General features: G+C 62.8%; 16 protein-coding genes and 1 pseudogene. 12 read left to right on the top strand and 5 right to left on the bottom strand.

Features of this window, described 5'->3' with window-relative positions:
• Window positions 1-27 precede the first annotated feature (27 nt).
• Window positions 28-474, bottom strand: a complete 447-nt coding sequence (locus J7E36_RS07715; protein WP_215001513.1) for a response regulator — start codon at window positions 472-474, stop codon at window positions 28-30.
• 250 nt (window positions 475-724) lie between these two features.
• Here J7E36_RS07715 and J7E36_RS07710 point away from each other — a divergent pair, with 250 nt between their 5' ends.
• The 9 genes from J7E36_RS07710 to J7E36_RS07670 all read left to right on the top strand — a co-directional run bounded on the left by J7E36_RS07710 (window position 725) and on the right by J7E36_RS07670 (window position 11,496).
• A complete protein-coding gene (locus J7E36_RS07710) occupies window positions 725-2,665 on the top strand; it encodes a putative nucleotidyltransferase substrate binding domain-containing protein (RefSeq protein ID WP_215001511.1) in 1,941 nt (646 codons plus the stop codon).
• A complete protein-coding gene (locus J7E36_RS07705; RefSeq protein WP_215001509.1) occupies window positions 2,662-3,369 on the top strand; it encodes a 3'-5' exonuclease in 708 nt (235 codons plus the stop codon). Before J7E36_RS07710 ends, J7E36_RS07705 begins: the two co-directional genes overlap by 4 nt.
• A 229-nt stretch (window positions 3,370-3,598) precedes the next feature.
• Complete coding sequence (locus J7E36_RS07700) at window positions 3,599-4,117, top strand: RNA polymerase sigma factor (RefSeq protein WP_215001506.1); 519 nt, start codon at window positions 3,599-3,601, stop codon at window positions 4,115-4,117.
• A complete protein-coding gene (locus J7E36_RS07695; protein WP_215001504.1) occupies window positions 4,114-5,091 on the top strand; it encodes a FecR domain-containing protein in 978 nt (325 codons plus the stop codon). Before J7E36_RS07700 ends, J7E36_RS07695 begins: the two co-directional genes overlap by 4 nt.
• 236 nt (window positions 5,092-5,327) lie before the next feature.
• Window positions 5,328-7,766 (top strand): TonB-dependent siderophore receptor, encoded by a 2,439-nt coding sequence (locus J7E36_RS07690; RefSeq protein ID WP_215001502.1) that lies wholly within the window; start codon window positions 5,328-5,330, stop codon window positions 7,764-7,766.
• A 193-nt stretch (window positions 7,767-7,959) separates the two neighbouring features.
• Window positions 7,960-9,090, top strand: coding sequence for a PepSY-associated TM helix domain-containing protein (locus J7E36_RS07685; protein WP_215001500.1), 1,131 nt, complete (start codon window positions 7,960-7,962; stop codon window positions 9,088-9,090).
• The gene (locus tag J7E36_RS07680) at window positions 9,087-9,266 is read left to right on the top strand and encodes a hypothetical protein (protein WP_215001499.1); all 180 of its coding nucleotides are present in this window, start codon (window positions 9,087-9,089) and stop codon (window positions 9,264-9,266) included. The genes J7E36_RS07685 and J7E36_RS07680 overlap by 4 nt, the downstream gene beginning before the upstream one ends.
• 203 nt (window positions 9,267-9,469) lie before the next feature.
• Window positions 9,470-10,768: an MFS transporter gene (locus J7E36_RS07675; protein WP_215001497.1), complete on the top strand. Its 1,299-nt coding sequence runs from the start codon at window positions 9,470-9,472 to the stop codon at window positions 10,766-10,768.
• A 98-nt stretch (window positions 10,769-10,866) separates the two neighbouring features.
• Window positions 10,867-11,496 (top strand): glutathione S-transferase, encoded by a 630-nt coding sequence (locus tag J7E36_RS07670; RefSeq protein WP_215001495.1) that lies wholly within the window; start codon window positions 10,867-10,869, stop codon window positions 11,494-11,496.
• Between the two features lie 184 nt (window positions 11,497-11,680).
• Here J7E36_RS07670 and creD read toward each other — a convergent pair whose 3' ends face one another.
• The 4 genes from creD to J7E36_RS07650 all read right to left on the bottom strand — a co-directional run bounded on the left by creD (window position 11,681) and on the right by J7E36_RS07650 (window position 15,948).
• Window positions 11,681-13,054 (bottom strand): cell envelope integrity protein CreD, encoded by a 1,374-nt coding sequence (gene creD, locus J7E36_RS07665; protein ID WP_215001493.1) that lies wholly within the window; start codon window positions 13,052-13,054, stop codon window positions 11,681-11,683.
• A gap of 222 nt (window positions 13,055-13,276) precedes the next feature.
• Window positions 13,277-14,695, bottom strand: coding sequence for a two-component system sensor histidine kinase CreC (creC, locus tag J7E36_RS07660; RefSeq protein WP_215001490.1), 1,419 nt, complete (start codon window positions 14,693-14,695; stop codon window positions 13,277-13,279).
• Entirely contained in the window at window positions 14,695-15,375 is a 681-nt protein-coding gene (creB, locus tag J7E36_RS07655) for a two-component system response regulator CreB (protein ID WP_215001488.1), read from the bottom strand. Before creB ends, creC begins: the two co-directional genes overlap by 1 nt.
• 69 nt (window positions 15,376-15,444) lie before the next feature.
• Window positions 15,445-15,948, bottom strand: a complete 504-nt coding sequence (locus J7E36_RS07650) for an ATP-dependent zinc protease family protein (RefSeq protein WP_215001486.1) — start codon at window positions 15,946-15,948, stop codon at window positions 15,445-15,447.
• Between the two features lie 184 nt (window positions 15,949-16,132).
• Here J7E36_RS07650 and J7E36_RS07645 point away from each other — a divergent pair, with 184 nt between their 5' ends.
• The 3 genes and pseudogenes from J7E36_RS07645 to J7E36_RS25230 all read left to right on the top strand — a co-directional run.
• The gene (locus J7E36_RS07645; RefSeq protein ID WP_215001484.1) at window positions 16,133-17,026 is read left to right on the top strand and encodes an acyltransferase; all 894 of its coding nucleotides are present in this window, start codon (window positions 16,133-16,135) and stop codon (window positions 17,024-17,026) included.
• A 170-nt stretch (window positions 17,027-17,196) separates the two neighbouring features.
• Window positions 17,197-17,592: a DUF3757 domain-containing protein gene (locus J7E36_RS07640; protein WP_215001482.1), complete on the top strand. Its 396-nt coding sequence runs from the start codon at window positions 17,197-17,199 to the stop codon at window positions 17,590-17,592.
• Between the two features lie 52 nt (window positions 17,593-17,644).
• A pseudogene (locus tag J7E36_RS25230) lies at window positions 17,645-17,848 on the top strand (hypothetical protein); the annotation flags it as partial.
• Between the last annotated feature and the right edge of the window lie 182 nt (window positions 17,849-18,030).

The following is an 18,030-nucleotide window of genomic DNA, read 5'->3' as shown; positions in this document are numbered from 1 at the left end:
GAGCGTGGGAACGATCATCGCGACAGGCTAAAGATCCATCCCCAACTCATGCTTGACCAACCCCAGCAACTTGTCGGTATCGATGGGTTTAAGCATGAAATCCACCACGCTCAGGTGCATGGCCTCGATGGCATCCTTCACGTCGGCATCGCCGGAGACGATGATGATCGGCAACGCGGCACGCTCCGACTCGCGCACCAGGCGAACCAGATCCAGGCCGTCGACATTGCCCATGCGCAGATCGGTGATCAGCAGGCCAATCGAGGGTTTGGTCTCCAGCATCCTGAGCGCCGTTTCGCCGCTGGCGGCGGTCATGCAGTGAATGCCGTCCAGCGCCAGAATCTCCGACAGCAGCTCGCGGGCGTCCTTGTCGTCGTCGACGATCAGGACCCGTTGGGGCGGCAAATCTGGTTCCAGCATGACGGCGCTCAGCGCCTCGCGCTCGGCGTCACTCAAAATATCGTGGTCGGACATGGTGCTCTCTATGCTCTTGAATCGATCCCTGACAAGTGGTCAGACATCGTTGCAAGGCGCTTCAATGTGCACTTCGTCGGATTTTTTTCCAAGAACATTCAATGAAGATTTTTCTAAGGCCCCACAAGGGATTTTTTCGGGACCCGGCCTGTCAGTGGCGACCTAGACTTACGTCCAATGGGCACCCCGCGCTCAGGGGTCGACCATGGGAGCACAGATCGGACCACAACAATTCGAAAAAGATTGCGTAATGGTTATGAAAAAAGCGGACGCCTTCACCCAGGCAGGGAAAACCGCGGTGTTGCAAAACATCCAGGGGACGCTGCAGTTTCTCCAGCGCTTTCCGCCGTTCAATCAAATGGAAAATGCCCACCTGGCGTATCTCGTGGAGCAATGCCTGCTGCGTTTTTATGGCCCCGGCGAAACCATCATCAAGCCAGCCGATGGCCCGGTGGAGCACTTCTACATCGTCAAGCAGGGCCGAGTGGTGGGTGAGCGACCGCATTCGGCGAAGGGAGGCACCGAGACCACCTTCGAGATCACCACCGGCGAGTGTTTCCCCCTCGCCGCCCTGCTGGGCGAGCGCGCCACCCGCACCGAACACCGGGCGGGCGAGGACACGTTCTGCCTGCAATTGAACAAACAGGCCTTCATCAAATTGTTCGCCCTGTCCGGCCCATTCCGCGACTTCGCCCTGCGCGGGGTCAGCAGCCTGCTCGATCTGGTCAACCAGCAGGTCCAGCAGAAATCCGCGCAGACCCTCGGTACGCAGTACTCCCTCAATACGCGCCTGGGCGAATTGGCGATGCGTCATCCGGTGAGTTGCAGCCCGGACACGCCGCTGCGCGAAGCGGTCAAGCTGATGCACGAGCAGCAGGTCGGCAGCATCGTCGTAGTGAACGAGGCGAAAGCGCCGGTCGGCATTTTCACCCTGCGCGACCTGCGGCAAGTGGTGGCCGATGGTTCCGGGGACTTTTCCCTGGCCATCGTCGGACACATGACCCAGGCACCGTTCTTCCTCTCGCCCGATCACAGTGCCTTCGACGCGGCTATTGCCATGACCGAGCGCCACATCGCCCACGTCTGCCTGGTCAAGGAGCAGCGCCTGTGTGGCGTGGTGTCCGAGCGCGACCTGTTTTCCCTGCAACGTGTCGACCTGGTGCACCTGGCCCGCACCATACGCAGCGCTCCGAAGGTGGAAAATCTGGTGGCCCTGCGCGGCGAGATCGGCCAACTGGTGGAGCGCATGCTCGCCCACGGCGCGTCGTCGACGCAGATCACCCACATCATCACCTTGCTCAACGATCACACGGTGTGCCGGGTCATCGAGCTGACCCTGGCCGACAAGGGCGACCCGGGCGTGCCGTTCAGTTGGTTGTGTTTCGGCAGTGAAGGTCGCCGCGAGCAGACCCTGCACACCGACCAGGACAACGGCATCCTCTTCGAAGCCCGGGACGCCGCCCACGCGGCGCAGCTCCGTGGCTTGCTGCTGCCCATCGCCCAACAGATCAACCAGAGCCTGGCCCTGTGCGGCTTCACGCTGTGCAAGGGCAACATCATGGCCGGCAACCCCGAGCTGTGCCTGTCCCGTGCCGAATGGGCCCGACGCTTTGCCGCGTTCATTCGCGAAGCGACGCCGGAAAACCTGTTGGGTTCGAGCATCTATTTCGACCTGCGGGTGGTCTGGGGCGACGAGCAGGGCTGTGAACAATTGCGCCAGCAGATCCTTGATCAGGTGGGCGACAACCGCCTGTTCCAACGCATGATGGCCGACAACGCGCTGCGCCATCGCCCGCCGGTGGGGCGTTTCCGGGACTTTGTGCTAAGCCGCAAGAATGGCGAAAAGGCCACCCTCGACCTGAAGGTGCAAGGCCTGACGCCCTTCGTCGACGGTGCCCGTTTGCTGGCGCTGGCCAATGGCATCGGCGCCAACAACACCCTCGAACGCTTGCGGCAACTGGTCGTCCGGGAAGTGATCGAGCCGCTGGACGGTGCGGCTTATGAAGAGGCCTATCACTTCATCCAGCAGACCCGCATGCAGCAGCACCAACTGCAAACCCGCGAGAACCTGCCCTACTCCAACCGTGTCGACCCCGACAGCCTCAACCACCTGGACCGGCGCATCTTGCGTGAGTCGCTGCGCCAGGCCCAACGGCTGCAAAGCAGCCTGACCCTGAGGTATCAGCTGTGAGCCTGTTCTCCTGGCTGCGTCCGGCCCAGCCGACCCTGCCGCACGTCTTGCAGCTGCGTGTCGCGGGCCTGCCGGTGCCCGCGCCCCTGGGTGAATGCAGCCTGCGGGAACAGCGTTGGGTGGTGCTGGACCTGGAAACCACCGGGCTGAACCTGAACAAGGATCAGGTGCTGTCCATCGGCGCGGTGGTGATCGAAGACGGCGCGATCGATTTCAGCCAGCAGTTCGAACGCACCTTGCAGTGCGACAAACAGAAACTCGGGCCCAGCGTGTTGATCCATGGTTTGGCGCCGAGCACGATTGCCGCTGGCAGCGACCCTGCCGAGGCTTTGCTGGCGTTCATGGAGTTCGTCGGCGACAGTCCGCTGCTGGCGTTCCATGCACCCTTCGATGCCCACATGCTCGGCCGCGCGCTGAAGGACCACCTGGGCTACCGCTTGCAGCATCCGTTCCTCGACGTGGCGGACCTGGCCCCGATGCTCTGCCCCCAGGCCACCTTGCGCAAGGCCGGCCTGGACGACTGGATCGCCTGGTTCAAACTGCAAGTGCTGGAGCGCCACAATGCCAGCGCCGATGCCCTGGCCACTGCGGAACTGGCGTTGATCCTGTTCAGCCGCGCCCGTCAGCAGCAGATCCTCAGCCCGCTGGAGTTGCAGCAACGCCTGGGCCAGTGGCAGCGGCGGCAGCAGGCACCTTCGATTTAGTCTGAAACCGGGAACACCAGGTTCTTGTGGGAGCGAGCCTGCTCGCGATGGCATCAACCTGATTCGACAGGCACACCGAGTTGTTCGCATCGCGAGCAGGCTCGCTCCCACATAGCCCTGCTTTCATTCAGTACCAGCACATCGCCCGACCGGCGCCAATTGCTTTCCCGCCCCCGCCTCTGCCACAATCGCGAACAATTCTCGTTACTTAAAACGTCGGTGATGCCCCGTGTCGTCAGCCCCTAGCCCCCACAGTGATCTGGTTGGTGCGTTGTACCGTGACCATCGCGCTTGGCTATTGGCCTGGTTACGACGCAACGTGGCCTGTGCGCACCGGGCCGAGGACCTGAGCCAGGACACCTTCGTGCGCCTGCTGGGCCGCGACGAGCTGACAGCGCCCCGGGAGCCGCGGGCGTTCCTGGTGGCAATCGCCAAGGGGCTGTTGTTCGACTATTTCCGTCGCGCAGCCCTGGAGCAGGCTTACCTCACCGAGCTGATGCTGATCCCCGAGAGCGAACAGCCGTCAGTGGAAGAACAGCAGCTGATCCTCGAAGACCTGAAGCACATCGACCGCCTGCTCGGCCAGTTGTCGAGCAAGGCCCGGGCAGCCTTCCTCTATAACCGCCTCGATGGCCTCGGCCACGCCGAAATCGCCCAACGCCTGGGGGTTTCGGTGCCGCGGGTACGGCAATACCTGGCCCAGGGCATTCGCCAGTGCTACATCGCCCTGTACGGCGAGCCGACATGAACCCGGCCTCGGCCAAACCGGTGTCGGCCCGCGTGCTGGATGCGGCCATTGCCTGGCGGCTGTCGCTGGACTCAGGCAGTGCCCAGGAATGCGAGGCCTTCACCCAGTGGCACGCCGCCGATGAAGAACATGCCCGCGCCTGGCGGCAGTTGGGCATGCTCGACCAACGCTTCAGCGCGGCCAGCGGGCCGGCGCGCGCCGCATTGCTGCAATCGCGGGTGAGCATCCGCCGCCGGCTGCGCAACGTCGGCAGCGGCCTGGCCAGTATTGTCGCGGTCATCGGCCTGGCGTTGTTTGCCGGCGAGCGCTACCTGCCGCTGGACTATTGGCTGGCCGACCAGCGCACCGCCACGGGCGAGCAACGCACCCTGCGCCTGGCCGACGGCACGCTGATCAACCTCAACACCCACAGCGCGCTGGACGTGCGTTTCGATGACAAGCAGCGCCGCATTGTCCTGCAGGAAGGCGAGATCCTGGTGGAAACCGGCCACAACGACCCGCGCCCGTTCATCGTCGAAACCCGCGAAGGCAGCCTGCGCGCCTTGGGCACGCGGTTCCTGGTCAAGCGTGAAGACCAGGGCACACGCCTGAGTGTGTTGAAATCCGCCGTGGCGGCGCATCCCCGGGCAGTGGATCAGGAACAGATCCTGCGCGAAGGCCAGCAAGTGCTGATGCACCGCGACGGCCTCGGGCCGATGCTCGCCCTGGCGCCCGGTGCCGATGCCTGGACCCGCGGCATGCTGGTGGTGGACAACGCCCGTCTCGAAGACCTGGTGCACGAGCTGGGGCGCTATCGGCGCGGCCATCTGGGCGTCGAACCGCAAGTGGCGGATCTGCGCATCACCGGCAGCTTCCCGCTGCATGACACCGACCTGGCCCTGACGGCGTTGCTGCCGACCTTGCCGGTGCAGGTCGAACATCACACGCGGTGGTGGGTGGTGGTGGGGCCGAGGGCCGCGACCGAATCCCAGTGAATGGTTGACCGTCAGGCCGCCATCGCGAGCAGGCTCGCTCCCACAATAAATCTGTGTACACCGGCCAACTGTGGGAGCGAGCCTGCTCGCGATGAGGCCATCCGCCTCAGCACAAAACTGAGATTGACCACCCAATCCCAAGCTGAATCCAGATTATTTTCATCCAGCTCTATCACTTTTCGATTCTCATCCGGCACTCAGGCAATTGAGAAATATTTCCATTCAGGAGCCGCCGTATGTCCCGCCCGCTAGACACCCTGTTGCGCCCCAGCCTGTTGGCCGCCGCCATTGCCTTTGCTGCCCCGCTTGCCAGCGGTCCGCTATTGGCCGCCGAACAGGCGTCCAGCGTGCGTGCCTACAACCTTCCGGCGGCGCCATTGGCCAGCGCCCTGAACCAGATCGCCAGCCAGGCCGGCCTCGCCCTGAGCCTGAACCCAGCCCTGGCCTCGGGCAAAACCTCGGCGCCGGTGCAGGGCCAGTTCGACGCCACGGGTGCCCTGCGTGAGGCCCTGCGCGGTACCGGCCTGCAACTGGAACAAAGCAGCGCCGGCACCTACAGCCTGGTCGCCGTGCCGGAGGGTGTCATGGTCTTGCCGGAAACCAGCGTAATCGGCGCAGGCAGCAGCGAAACCGCGTGGGGCCCGACCGAAGGGTATGCCGCCACCCGCACCGCCGCCGGCACCAAGACCGACACACCGATTGTCGAACTGCCGCGCTCGGTCTCCGTGGTCACGCGCCAGCAAATGGAAGACCGCTCCGTCCTCAACCTCAATGACGCCCTGCGCTACACCGCCGGCGTGCAGAGCAGCGGTTATGGCTCGGACTCGCGTAACGACTGGCTGCTGGTGCGCGGCTTCATACCGACCCAGTTCCTCGATGGCCTGCCACTGCCCAGGGGCACCTACGTCACACCGAAAATCGAAACCTGGAACCTGGAGCGCATCGCCGTACTGCGCGGCCCGGCCTCCTCGGTCTACGGCCAGACGCCGCCGGGCGGCATGCTGGACATGGTCAGCCGTCGCCCCCAGGCTGAAAGCAGTCATGAAGTCGAACTGCAGGCCGGCAGCCACGAGCACAAGCAGATCAACTTCGACAGCACCGGCAAGGTCGATGACGAAGGCCAGTTTCTCTATCGGGTCAGCGGCACCGTGCGCGACAGCAATTCCCAGGTCGACCACATCCCGGACAAGCGCTACAACCTCGCTCCCAGCCTGACCTGGAACATCAACGACGACACCCGCCTGACGTTCCTGTCCCAGTACACCCGCGACGACACCGGTATCACCGGGCAATTCCTGCCGCTGCAAGGCACCACGCTGTCATCGCCCGCCGGCAGGGTTTCCCACCACAAGAACCTCGGTGACCCGGATTGGGAGTTCTACGACCGTACCTACTACGCGCTGGGCTACGCCTTCGAGCAACGTCTCAACGACACCTGGCAGTTGCGCCAGAACCTGCGCTACACCAAGAGCGACCTGGAATTCCAGGGCATTTCCGCTGGCGGCTCGTTCTGGCCGGACGGTCCCGACGAATCGGTCAGCGCCGATGGCACCGTCAAGCGCAGCGCCAGTATTGTCGATGAAGACATCAGCCAATTCGCGGTGGACAACAATTTCCAGGCCGACTTCCAGACCGGTGCCCTGAGCCACACCCTTCTGCTGGGCCTGGATCACCAGCGCTCGAACAGCAACGCCCGCTGGCAGTGGGGTTCCGGCGGCGTGCCGACCAGCAACATCAACAACCCGATCTATGGGCAGGATTTCTCCAACGTCCAGTACTTCACCATGTATGACTACAACCAGAAGATCCAGCAGACCGGTCTCTACGTCCAGGACCAGATCGCCCTGGACAACTGGCGACTGACCCTCGGCGGGCGTGAAGACTGGATTCACACCGGCACCGTGTTCCACAACCAGAACGATGCGACCACCACCCAGCGCGACAAGAAATTCAGCGGCAACGCGGCGCTGAGCTACGTCTTCGATAACGGCGTGACACCGTACATTTCCTTCGCCCAGTCATTCCAGGCGGCGACCGGTTCGGTCATCACCAGCACCCAGGCGTTCAAACCCACAGAGGGCGAGCAATACGAAGCCGGTATCAAGTACCAGCCACCGGGCACCAAGACCCTGCTGACCGCTGCCGTGTTCGACCTGACCCAGAAAAACAACGCCGTCTCCGAGAACAACATCACCCGCCAGGTGGGTGAAGTACAGGTCCGCGGTCTGGAGCTGGAAGCCTCCGGCGACGTAACCGACAACCTCAAACTCATCGGCTCCTACACCTACAACGACAGCGAAATCACCAAGGGGACCGCCGCCGAAAAAGGCAAGCGCATGGCCCAGGTGCCGCGTAACCAGGCCACTGCCTGGGCCGACTACACCTGGCACACCGGCCCGCTCGATGGCTTCGGCGTGGGCGCCGGCGTGCGCTATGTCGGCGACACCTACGGCAACACCACCAACACCGATTGGGGCCATGTCGGCTCCTACACCGTGTACGACGCGTCCGCCCATTACGACCTGGGCCGCCTGAGCAATTCCTTGAAAGGCGTGTCGGTGGCGGTGGATGCGAAAAACATCTTCAACAAGGACTATCTGTCCACGTGCGACGGTTTCTATTGCTACTACGGGGACCAGCGCAATGTCGTCGCCAGCGTCAACTACAAGTGGTGACGGGTTAGCCTTTGCATAACTTTTTACCGCCCCATTGAATGAACCTGTGGGAGCGAGCCTGCTCGCGAAGACGGAGTACCGATCAACATTGAGGTTGCCCGACATACCGCTTTCGCGAGCAGGCTCGCTCCCACCCATTCTTCACTTGGCTGACTGACCCCGGCCACTGCGGCTTCCTGCATCCGGATAGACCATGAAAAGCAAAACCATCCGCCGCTGGTCCTTTGTCCACACCTGGACCAGCCTGATCTGCACGGTGTTCCTGCTGATGCTGGCGCTCACCGGGCTGCCGCTGATCTTCCACCATGAAATCGACCACCTGCTGGGCGACGCGCCCGAGCTTCGGCAAATGCCGGCCGACACCCCGCAGCTGGATCTTGCGCAACTGGTGAAAAAAGCCAAGGCCCATCGCCCGGGTGAAGTGGTCCAGTATTTTGCCTGGGACGAAGACGAGCCCAACGGTGTCATCACCATCATGGCGCCGACGCCGGACACCGAGCCCAATTCGTCCCACACCTTCATGCTCGACGGGCGTACCGGTGAAGCGCTGGAAATGCCTTCGGCCAATGGCGGTTTCATGATGGTCATGCGGCGCCTGCACGTGGACATGTTCGCCGGCTTACCGGGCAAGTTGCTCCTGGCGGTCATGGGGCTGTTGTTCGTGATTGCCATCGTTTCCGGGGTGGTCCTGTACCTGCCGTTCATGCGGCGCTTGAAATTCGCCACCGTGCGCCAGGACAAATCCACCCGCCTGCGTTGGCTCGACCTGCACAACCTGATCGGCGTGGTCACGCTGGTCTGGGCGCTGACGGTGGGGGTCACCGGGGTGATTGCCGCGTGCGCCGAGTTGATCATCGCCGCCTGGCGCAATGACAGCCTCAGCAGCATGATCGAACCCTATCGCGACGCGCCGCCGTTGACGCAACTGGCGCCGGCCTCCCGCCTGCTGGACATCGCCAAAGACGTCGCGCCCGGCATGGAACCGAGCTTCATCGCCTTCCCGGGCACGCTGTTCTCCAGCGCGCACCACTACGGCGTGTTCATGAAGGGCAGCACGCACCTGACCTCGCACCTGCTGACGCCCGTATTGATCGACGCCGGCACCCTAGCCGTCACCGCCGTGGCCGAGCGCCCGTGGTACATGGACGTCATGAGCCTGTCGCTGCCCCTGCATTTCGGCGACTACGGTGGCCGACCGATGCAGATGCTCTGGGCGACCCTCGACGTGCTGACCATTCTCGTCCTCGGCAGCGGCGTTTACCTGTGGGTAGCGCGGCGCAAAACAGCCCGGCGCGCAGTCGTCAGCACGCAGGCCGCCTCGTGAGGCCTCGGCAGTCGAGTTTCTGGAAAGTGTTCGGCATCCCTGTCGTCATCGGCGTGCTCTGCGCCGCCGGCCTGTTCAGCGCACTGCTGGGCGATGGTCTGTGGGACGCGGTGAGCTGGCTGGGGCTGGGCCTGCCTTGCGTATTGGCGCTGCGGGGATTGCTCCCGCGCCGCTGAGCCTTCCTGACGCCGATTGCCTGACGGCGCCTATTACTCCAAGTCATACGACAACGCCCCGCTCCGCCGACCTTCTACGACCGTTGTCTCTGACATATTTGTTGACAAATTAATCCTTGCACTCCTATAAAGGCGAATGTTGTACGACAACCTACAACAAACACAGCTGCGACACCAAATCCAAAAATAATCATGGTGAAGTGATGAAAATCAAAGGCATCCGCTGGTGGATGGTCGGCCTGGTGACGGCCGGCCTGATGGTCAACTACCTGGCTCGCAATACCCTCTCGGTGGCCGCGCCCACCCTGATGAGCGAAATGAACATCTCCACCGAGCAGTACTCCCACATCGTCGTGGCCTGGCAGGTCTGCTACGCGCTGATGCAACCGGTGGCCGGCTACATCATCGACGCCATCGGCACCAAGATGGGCTTCGCCATTTTCGCGTTCGCCTGGTCCATCGCCTGCGCCGCAGCGGCCATGGCTTCGGGCTGGCAGGGCCTGGCGTTTTTCCGGGGCTTGCTTGGCCTGACGGAAGCCGCCGGATTACCGGCCGCGGTCAAGACCTCCACCGAATGGTTTCCGGCCAAGGAACGTTCGGTCGCCATTGGCTGGTTCAACATCGGTTCATCGATCGGTGCAGTCCTCGCTCCGCCGCTGGTGGTCTGGGCAATCCTGAACAGTGGCTGGGAACTGGCCTTCCTGATCGTCGGTGGCCTGGGCATCGCCTGGACGTTCGTCTGGCTGATCTTCTACAAACACCCGCGTGACCAGAAACACCTGAGCGACACCGAGCGCGACTACATCCTCGGCGGACAGGAAGAGCATTTCAAAGAACACGGCCCGAAGAAAGGCAGCTGGAAAAGCATCATTACCAGCCGCAACTTCTACGCCATCGCCAGCGCCCGGATCCTCTCCGAGCCCGCCTGGCAGACCTTCAACGCGTGGATCCCGCTGTACCTGATGACCGAGCGCCACATGAACATCAAGGAGATCGCGATGTTCGCCTGGCTGCCGTTCCTGGCCGCCGACCTGGGTTGCGTGCTGGGCGGCTACCTGAGTCCGTTCTTCCACAAATACTGCAAGGTGTCGTTGTTCACCTCGCGCAAGATGGTCCTGCTGTTCGGCGCGTCCTGCATGATCGGCCCGGCCTGCATCGGCCTGGTGGAAAGCCCGTACACCGCCATCGCCCTGCTGTGCGTCGGCGGCTTTGCCCACCAGACCCTGTCGGGTGCGCTGTACGCCATCACCTCTGACTCGTTCGGCAAAAATGAAGTCGCCACGGCCACCGGCATGGGCGGGATGTTCGGCTACCTGGGCGCCGCCGCCTTCACCCTGGTGTTCGGCGTGATGGTGACCAAGATCGGCTACAGCCCGCTGTTCGTGATGCTGGCGATCTTTGACGTGGTCGCGGCGTTCATCGTCTGGACCGTCGCCCGTGAGCTCAAGCCACAACCGACCCCACCGTCGGCGCAGCCACACGTGCTGCAACCCGCCGCGTGATTGGGATGCGACCGGGCCGCTCCGGCTCGGTCGCCTCTGCCTTGGGCACGAATGACGCGCTATGCTGCCCGACAAGATCCACTGACCGAGACGTTGCCATGTCCACCCCCAGCATGACGCTGTTCCACAACCCCGCCTCGCCCTTCGTTCGCAAGGTCCTGGTGCTGCTCCACGAAACCGGCCAGCAGGACCGCGTGGCGTTACAGCTCAGCCAGCTCACCCCGGTCAAACCGGACCCGGTGCTGATCGATGACAATCCGCTGAGCAAGATCCCGGCCCTGCGCCTGGCCAACGGTACGGTGATCCATGACAGTCGTGTCATCCTCGATTACCTCGACCACCAGCACGTCGGTAACCCACTGATCCCCCGCGAGGGCGCGGCCCGCTGGCGGCGCCTGACCCTGGCCTCCCTGGCCGACGGGATCATGGACGCGGCGGTGATGATCCGTTACGAAACCGCCCTGCGTCCGGCGGAAAAACACTGGGACGCGTGGCTCGATGCGCAACGGGACAAGATCCGCCGCGCCGTGGCCGTGCTCGAAGCCGAGGCGATTGCCGAGCTGGCCTGTCATTTCGACGTGGCGTCCATCAGCGTGGCCTGCGCCTTGGGCTACCTGGACCTGCGCCACCCGGATCTGGAATGGCGCCAGGCCAATCCGCAACTGGCGGCGTGGTTTGCCGAGGTGAGCTTGCGGCCTTCGATGGTTGCCACCGTGCCCAGGGTTTAGATTTTCGCCGCATCTGATGGCCTCATCGCGAGCAGGCTCGCTCCCACAGTTGATCGTGTCGTCCTTCTGTGGGAGCGAGCCTGCTCGCGATGGCAGCGCACCGGATCCAAAGGAAACAACCCGGCAATCCGCGCCACCAACACCTCCCCCAACCGCTGATCCTCGCGCAACCCCAACGACCGGCTCATTTCACCTCGCCCAACTCGAAGGTCACTGCCGCCGCCGGTTTCGACCCGACCCCGTACCAATCCAGCTTGCGGGTCAGCACCATGAACACGCCGAGCAAGGCGAACAGCAACAGCGAGCCCATCAGCAGCGCATAGTCTTCAGCGCTCAACAATCCGTAGAGCAGGCCGTACAACGCCGCCAGCCCCGCCGAAAACCCCAGGCCATGGCGCACGCTGCGCAGCACATGACACACATAGAAGCCGATCAACAACACGCAGGCACTGGCGGAAGCCAGGTAGGCCAGGGCGAAGCCGATGTGCTCGGACAGGGACAACAGCAGCAGGTAGAAGAACGCCAGCGCTACACCCACCAGAGCATACTGCACCGGGTGCACCGCCAGGCTCTTGAGCACTTCGAACAGGAAGAAACCGGCAAACGTCAGCGCGACAAACAGCAGCGCGTATTTGATCGCACGGTCACTCTTGAGGTACTGGTCCACCGGGTCGATGAAGCTCACACCGAAAGCCCGGCTGCGGAACGCTTCACAGCCATCGCTGGGCTCGCAGCCTTGCAGGGCTTCTTCGAGGTTGGTGGAAAAAAACGAGGTCTGCCAGTCGGCGTTGAAACCTTGTTCATTGATGTCGCGCTGAACCGGCAGATAATTGCCGATGAAGCTCGGGTGCGGCCAGTCGGCCGACAGGTGCACCTTGGTGGACTTGCCCACCGGCAGAATCTGCAACTCGCCGGTACCTTGCAGACGCAAGTCGAAACCAAAGGTCAGGTCGGCGCTGCCCTGGGCCGTGACCATCGGCAGCGGCACATGCACCCCCTGCCCCAGCCAGCCCACCCGCGAGCCGGGCAGGAATTCGACGGTCTGCTGGTTGAGCGTCAGGGTCAACGCATTCTCGATGCCCCGGATATCGCTGATGCCGACCGTCAGGTACGGCTGGTCGAAACGGTAATCGGCCAGGTCCTTGGTCGCGACGCCGTAGTGTTCCGGCAACTTGAAGCGGCCATCGATGCGGTTATCGGCGTGGAACAACCGCGCTTCATAAATCCCCCGGGCGCGGGTTTCGGTGCGCACCTGTCCGTCGAGTTCGAACTGCTCGGGCAAGAAGTACAACTCGCCACTTTGCTCGACGGTTTCCAGGAACCGCACCCCGGTCTTCTCGTTGGTATTCCAGACCCGCACGTCCTTGCGAAACGGCACGACGATCATCGGCCCGATGAGTTGCTGGCTGCGGCTGGAGCTGCGGGCGATGTCTTCCAACACGCCGTTACGCAGTTCCTGACGTTCGTCGATGAGGCCGTTGATCATCAACAGCGGGATCATCAGCAAGAGGATCAAGAGGGCAATCATGCCCAGTTTCATGGCGAGGCTACGGTTCATGTGGGGCTCTCCCTGTTTGAATGAGGGCGAGTCTGGGGTGGCTGTGTGGGGTGTTTATGGGAACAGTGTGGAGATTGTGTGAAGACTCACATCTCCCAGGGTCAACCATCATCCTGTGGGAGCGAGCCTGCTCGCGATAGCGGTGGGTCAGCTTGCAATGATGTCGAATGTGCCGTCGTCATCGCGAGCAGGCTCGCTCCCACAGGGGCTATGCGCCGGTTTTCAGGGCAACAGCAACACCACCTCGACCCCGCCCTCGACATTGCCAATACCGAATTCCCCGGCATGCAACTGCACCACTTCCTCCACAAAATTAAGCCCCAGGCCGGTGCTCTTGCGGCCAGTGCCAGGGCGCGGCAGCGAGTAGAAGCGCTCACTCAGGCGTGGCAGCGCGTAGTCGGGAATCGGCTCGGCCTGATTGAACAACCGGATCTCGACAAGGTTGCCAACGCGCTCGGCGCTGATGCGCAGCCGCCCTTCGGCCGGGGTGAAGTCCAGGGCGTTGTCCAGCAGGTTGCCCAAGGCCTGGCGCAACAGGAACGGCTCGCCGTTCAGCGTCAGGTCGGCGGCGATATGCCGTGCGATCCGCAGCTGTCGACGCTCGATCCAGCCGCCGCGCGCTTCCAGCAGCTCCTCGAACAGCGCCGCCAGCGGCACCGCCACGACTTCCTCCAGCCCTTGACGCTGCTCGACCTGAGCCAGGTTGAGCAGACGCTCGATCAACTGCTGCATGCGCACGCTTTCGCTGTCGATGTTGCTGACAAAACGCTGGTGCTGGGCGGCGGGCATGTCGCTTTGCAGCAACTCGGCGGCACCGCGGATCGCCGCCAGCGGGCTCTTCAGTTCGTGGGTCAGCGTATGCACGTAGCGCTCGACGTAGGCCTTGCCCTCCAGTTGGGTGCGCATGTGTTCCACGGCGCCCGCCAGTTGTTCGAACTCGCCGCCGCGATAATGCGGCACGGCCACCCGCTGCCCTTGGCTGACGGCCTGGGCATAGCGGGTCAGACGGCGCAGCGCCGAACTGAGCCACCACGACAGCAACGCGCCGAGCAACAGGCCCAGGCCGATCAGCCCGACGCCATAGAGCAACAGGCGTCGCTCGGTACGGTCGATATACGGCTGCAGCGAGCTGTTGGGCTTGGCGACCGTGACCACGCCGATGATCCGGCCGTTATCGCGGATCGGCGCGCCGACATGCATCACCGAGGACGCCGGGTCATCCGGATCGCTGCGGCTCGATCGGGCGCCGTAATGGCCGCGCAACGTCAAGTAGACGTCGTTCCAGCGCGAGTAATCCTGGCCCACCGCCACGCCGCTGGAATCCAGCACCACGAGGCCCTTGGCATCGGTAACGTAGATGCGATGGCTGACTTGGTTTTTCGGCAGGCCCCAGATCGACGCCCCCGGCTGGCGCTCGCCATAAGCCTTGAGCAACTGCGGCCAGCGATTCTGGTTGAGGGTGCCGGCCTTGAAATCGTCCCGCAGGATCTCGGCCATCAGGTTGGCCGTGTCCACCAGGGTCTCCTCGGTGGACTGGCGCACGCCCGGCCGGATCTGCTCGATCACCGTGCCGAACACGAAATACCCGGTCAGCGCGATGAAAAGGACATAGGCGAGGAAAATCCGGATCCCCAGGGACATCAGCTGTGTCCCGGGCTGTAGCTATAGCCGAGGCCGCGATGGGTCTGGATCGGCTCGGCCTCGGTTCGGACCAGGCGCAGCTTGGCGCGCACGCTCTTGATGTGGCTGTCGATGCTGCGCTCGTAGCCAGCATCACTGGCCACGCCCAGGGCGTCGAGCAACTGCTCGCGACTGAAAACCCGCTCCGGTTGCTCCAGCAGGCAGTTCAGCAGGCGGAACTCATGGCGGGTGAGGTTTAGCGGTCTGCCGCGATAGCTGATCTGCACACGGTCGCTGTCCACCTGGAACAGCGCCATGCCGACCTCCGGAGCCGGACGCGGCGCGACGCGCTTGAGGATCGCCCGGACCCTGGCCGCCACTTCGCGAGGGCTGAACGGTTTGACCACATAATCGTCGGCACCGATCTCCAAACCCACGACCCGGTCGATCTCGCCGTCCCGGGCTGTAAGAAAGATGACCGGAACGTCGCTGAAACGTCTGAGATTTTTACAAGTCTCGAATCCGCTGATATCCGGCAGGCCCACATCGAGGATGATCAGGTCCGCCGGGGTGCTTTTCTGGTGTTCGAGGGCCGCCGCGCCGAGGCTCAGCCACGTGGTGTCGAAGCCCTCTCCTTGCAGCGCAAATACCAGCGTATCGGCGATGGCGGCTTCGTCTTCGACAATCAGAATATGAGGCATGGCTTGCGGGCCCGACAGTAAAGTTGCCGGAACGGTGCCCCAACCCCGGGGGCACGTCAATCGGGGAAATCAGCAGCCGGGCTTGTCCGCCGTATACCGCCGCGCCGGGTTCACCGCCGCGCCGAACTCGCGCAGGGCCTTGGCGCCAATCAGCAACGGGTAGTTGAAGCTGCTGCGGTCGGTCAGGTTGACCTCCACGGTGCGCTTGACGTTACCCAGGCACATTTCCAGGTCCACCACCGGGCGCTTGCTCGGCGCGATCTTTTCGTCGTCTTCGTCTTCTTCGGAACGGGTCTTGATCTTGCTGATGCGCGCGATCTTGTGCTCGTAGACCTTGTTGCTCGCATCCTTGGTGGCGAGGCGGAAGCGCACCCAGTCATCGCCGTCACGGGTGAAGGTTTCGATGTCCTTGGCCGACAGCGAGGCGGTCAGCGCGCCGGTGTCCATCTTGGCCTTGAGCACCTCACCGCCGATTTCCGGCAGGGCGATGTATTCGTAGCGCCCGTACAGGGTCGGCTCAGCGGCCAGCACCGGCAGGGCCACCAGGGAAAGCAGGGCTAGAAAGGATTTCATGCAATAGGGCTTCCTGTGTGGGTGGGGCTTTAGACGGGTGGCCGATGGATTCGTTCGGCCGCGCACCTGTGGCGAGGGAGCTGTATAGCCTACACAGGCCAAAGTGAAACATTCGTCCACGCCTGTTTGGCCTGCCGCCCGAAGCTGCTTATCATGGCCCGCCCATCTGTTTGCAGAGTCATCCATGCGCCGCCTGCTCACCGGCTGTTTCGTCACGCTGCTGCTGTTGCTCAACACCCTGGTGCTGTTCGGCCCGCTGATGGTGTTCGCCCTGCTCAAACTGATCCTGCCCGGACGCCTTCGCGACTATGCCTCGTGGTCGGTGATGTGGATCGCCGAAACCTGGGCCGAGATCGACAAACTGATCTTCGCCCTGTGCATCCCTACCCACTGGGACATCCGCGGCAGCATCGACCTGCGCCGCGATACCGCTTACCTGGTGATCAGCAACCACCAATCCTGGGTCGACATCCCCGCCCTGATCCAGACCCTCAACCGCCGCACGCCGTTCTTCAAGTTCTTTCTCAAGAAAGAACTGATCTGGGTGCCCTTCCTCGGGCTGGCCTGGTGGGCGCTGGACTACCCGTTCATGAAGCGCTACACCAAGGCCTTCCTGGCCAAGCACCCGGAGCTGGCCGGCAAGGACCTGGAAATCACCAAGGCCGCTTGCGAGCTGTTCAAGCGTCAACCGGTTACCGTGGTCAACTACCTCGAAGGCACCCGGTTCACCGCCAGCAAAAGCCAACAGCAACAATCCCCCTTCACCCACCTGCTCAAACCCAAGGCCGGCGGCGTGGCGTTCGTGCTGGCGGCGCTGGGTGAACAACTGGACGCCATCCTGGACGTGACGGTGGTCTACCCACAGGACCGGATTCCCGGGTTCTGGGATTTGATCAGCGGCGCAGTGCCCCGGGTCATCATCGACATCCAGACCCGCGAACTGGACCCGGCGCTGTGGCAGGGCGATTACGAGAATGACCCGGTGTTTCGCCAGCAAGTGCAGGCGTGGGTCAACCGGCTCTGGACTGAAAAGGACCGACGCATCGCGGCCTTGCACAGCGAAGCACACGGTACCTGACAGGTCTGCTGGCAGGTAGCGGCCGAAAGACCTCCGACATAGAGGTCTCTTTTGGGAACCTGCGTCTTTTATTAATTCCAAATCGACATAAAAAACTGTCAGCTCTGACAGTAGCCCTCACCAGCCACAGCCGCAAACATGTCGCCGGGACACATTAGGGGGGCAAGCCCATGCGAAACTTCATGACGAACGGCGGTGCTGGCATTTGCTTGCTGATCATTGGCCATGTCCATGCCGGAGAAGTCATTTGTCCGGCGGCGATACAGACCCATGGCACCCGTCAAACACTAGAAATCCAGGATGACCGAGAATGGCAGGGTCAGGACCTGGAACAGGAGGCCAATCCGGCGGTGCAGCAGTTCAACCAGACCGATTTCGCGGTCCATGAACCCGCCGAAGGTGAACAGGCACCGAGGAGGGTGACCTTCATCTGTAATTACGGTGGGAACACGCTGACGCTGGATTATCAGCCGACGTCTCTGTCCTGGGCGGCCAACCGTAGCGCGAGCGAGGACACCTACACTTGCGAACGGGTGAACACCGACTACGTCAGTTTGAGATTCTGATAGTTTCGTGGCGGATTTTCGATGTCGCCACTTTCATTCCACCTGCTCAAACGACATCCAGCCCCGCGAACTGGACCTGACGCTGTAGCAGGGCCATTACGAAAACCATCCAATGTTTCGCCAGCAGGTGCAGAACCGGGTCAACCAGCTCTGGACCGAGAAGGATCGGCGGATGGCTGTTTGCGTAACGGGGAAAGCCACTAACACTTCTGATAGTAGGCAGTGCCCGCGAAACCACCGATGCTGGAGGTCCTGATTCCTGACCCTTGCATGGAGCCCGGTGCATGCCTGCCGATCCTCGCAAAACCGTATTGTGCCGTTACCGCTACGACCCACTGGATCGCCTGACTGATTGTGCGCCAACCGTGGAAGCTGGCATCCAGCGCTTTTACTGCAAAAGCCGGCTGGCAACCGAGAGTAACCGATCCACGAACCCCA

The organism is Pseudomonas fluorescens (genome assembly GCF_018614775.1).
Lineage (GTDB): Bacteria > Pseudomonadota > Gammaproteobacteria > Pseudomonadales > Pseudomonadaceae > Aquipseudomonas > Aquipseudomonas fluorescens_BY.
The sequence above is the reverse complement of the archived record's forward strand: the minus strand, read 5'-3'. Positions and strand labels throughout refer to the sequence as shown.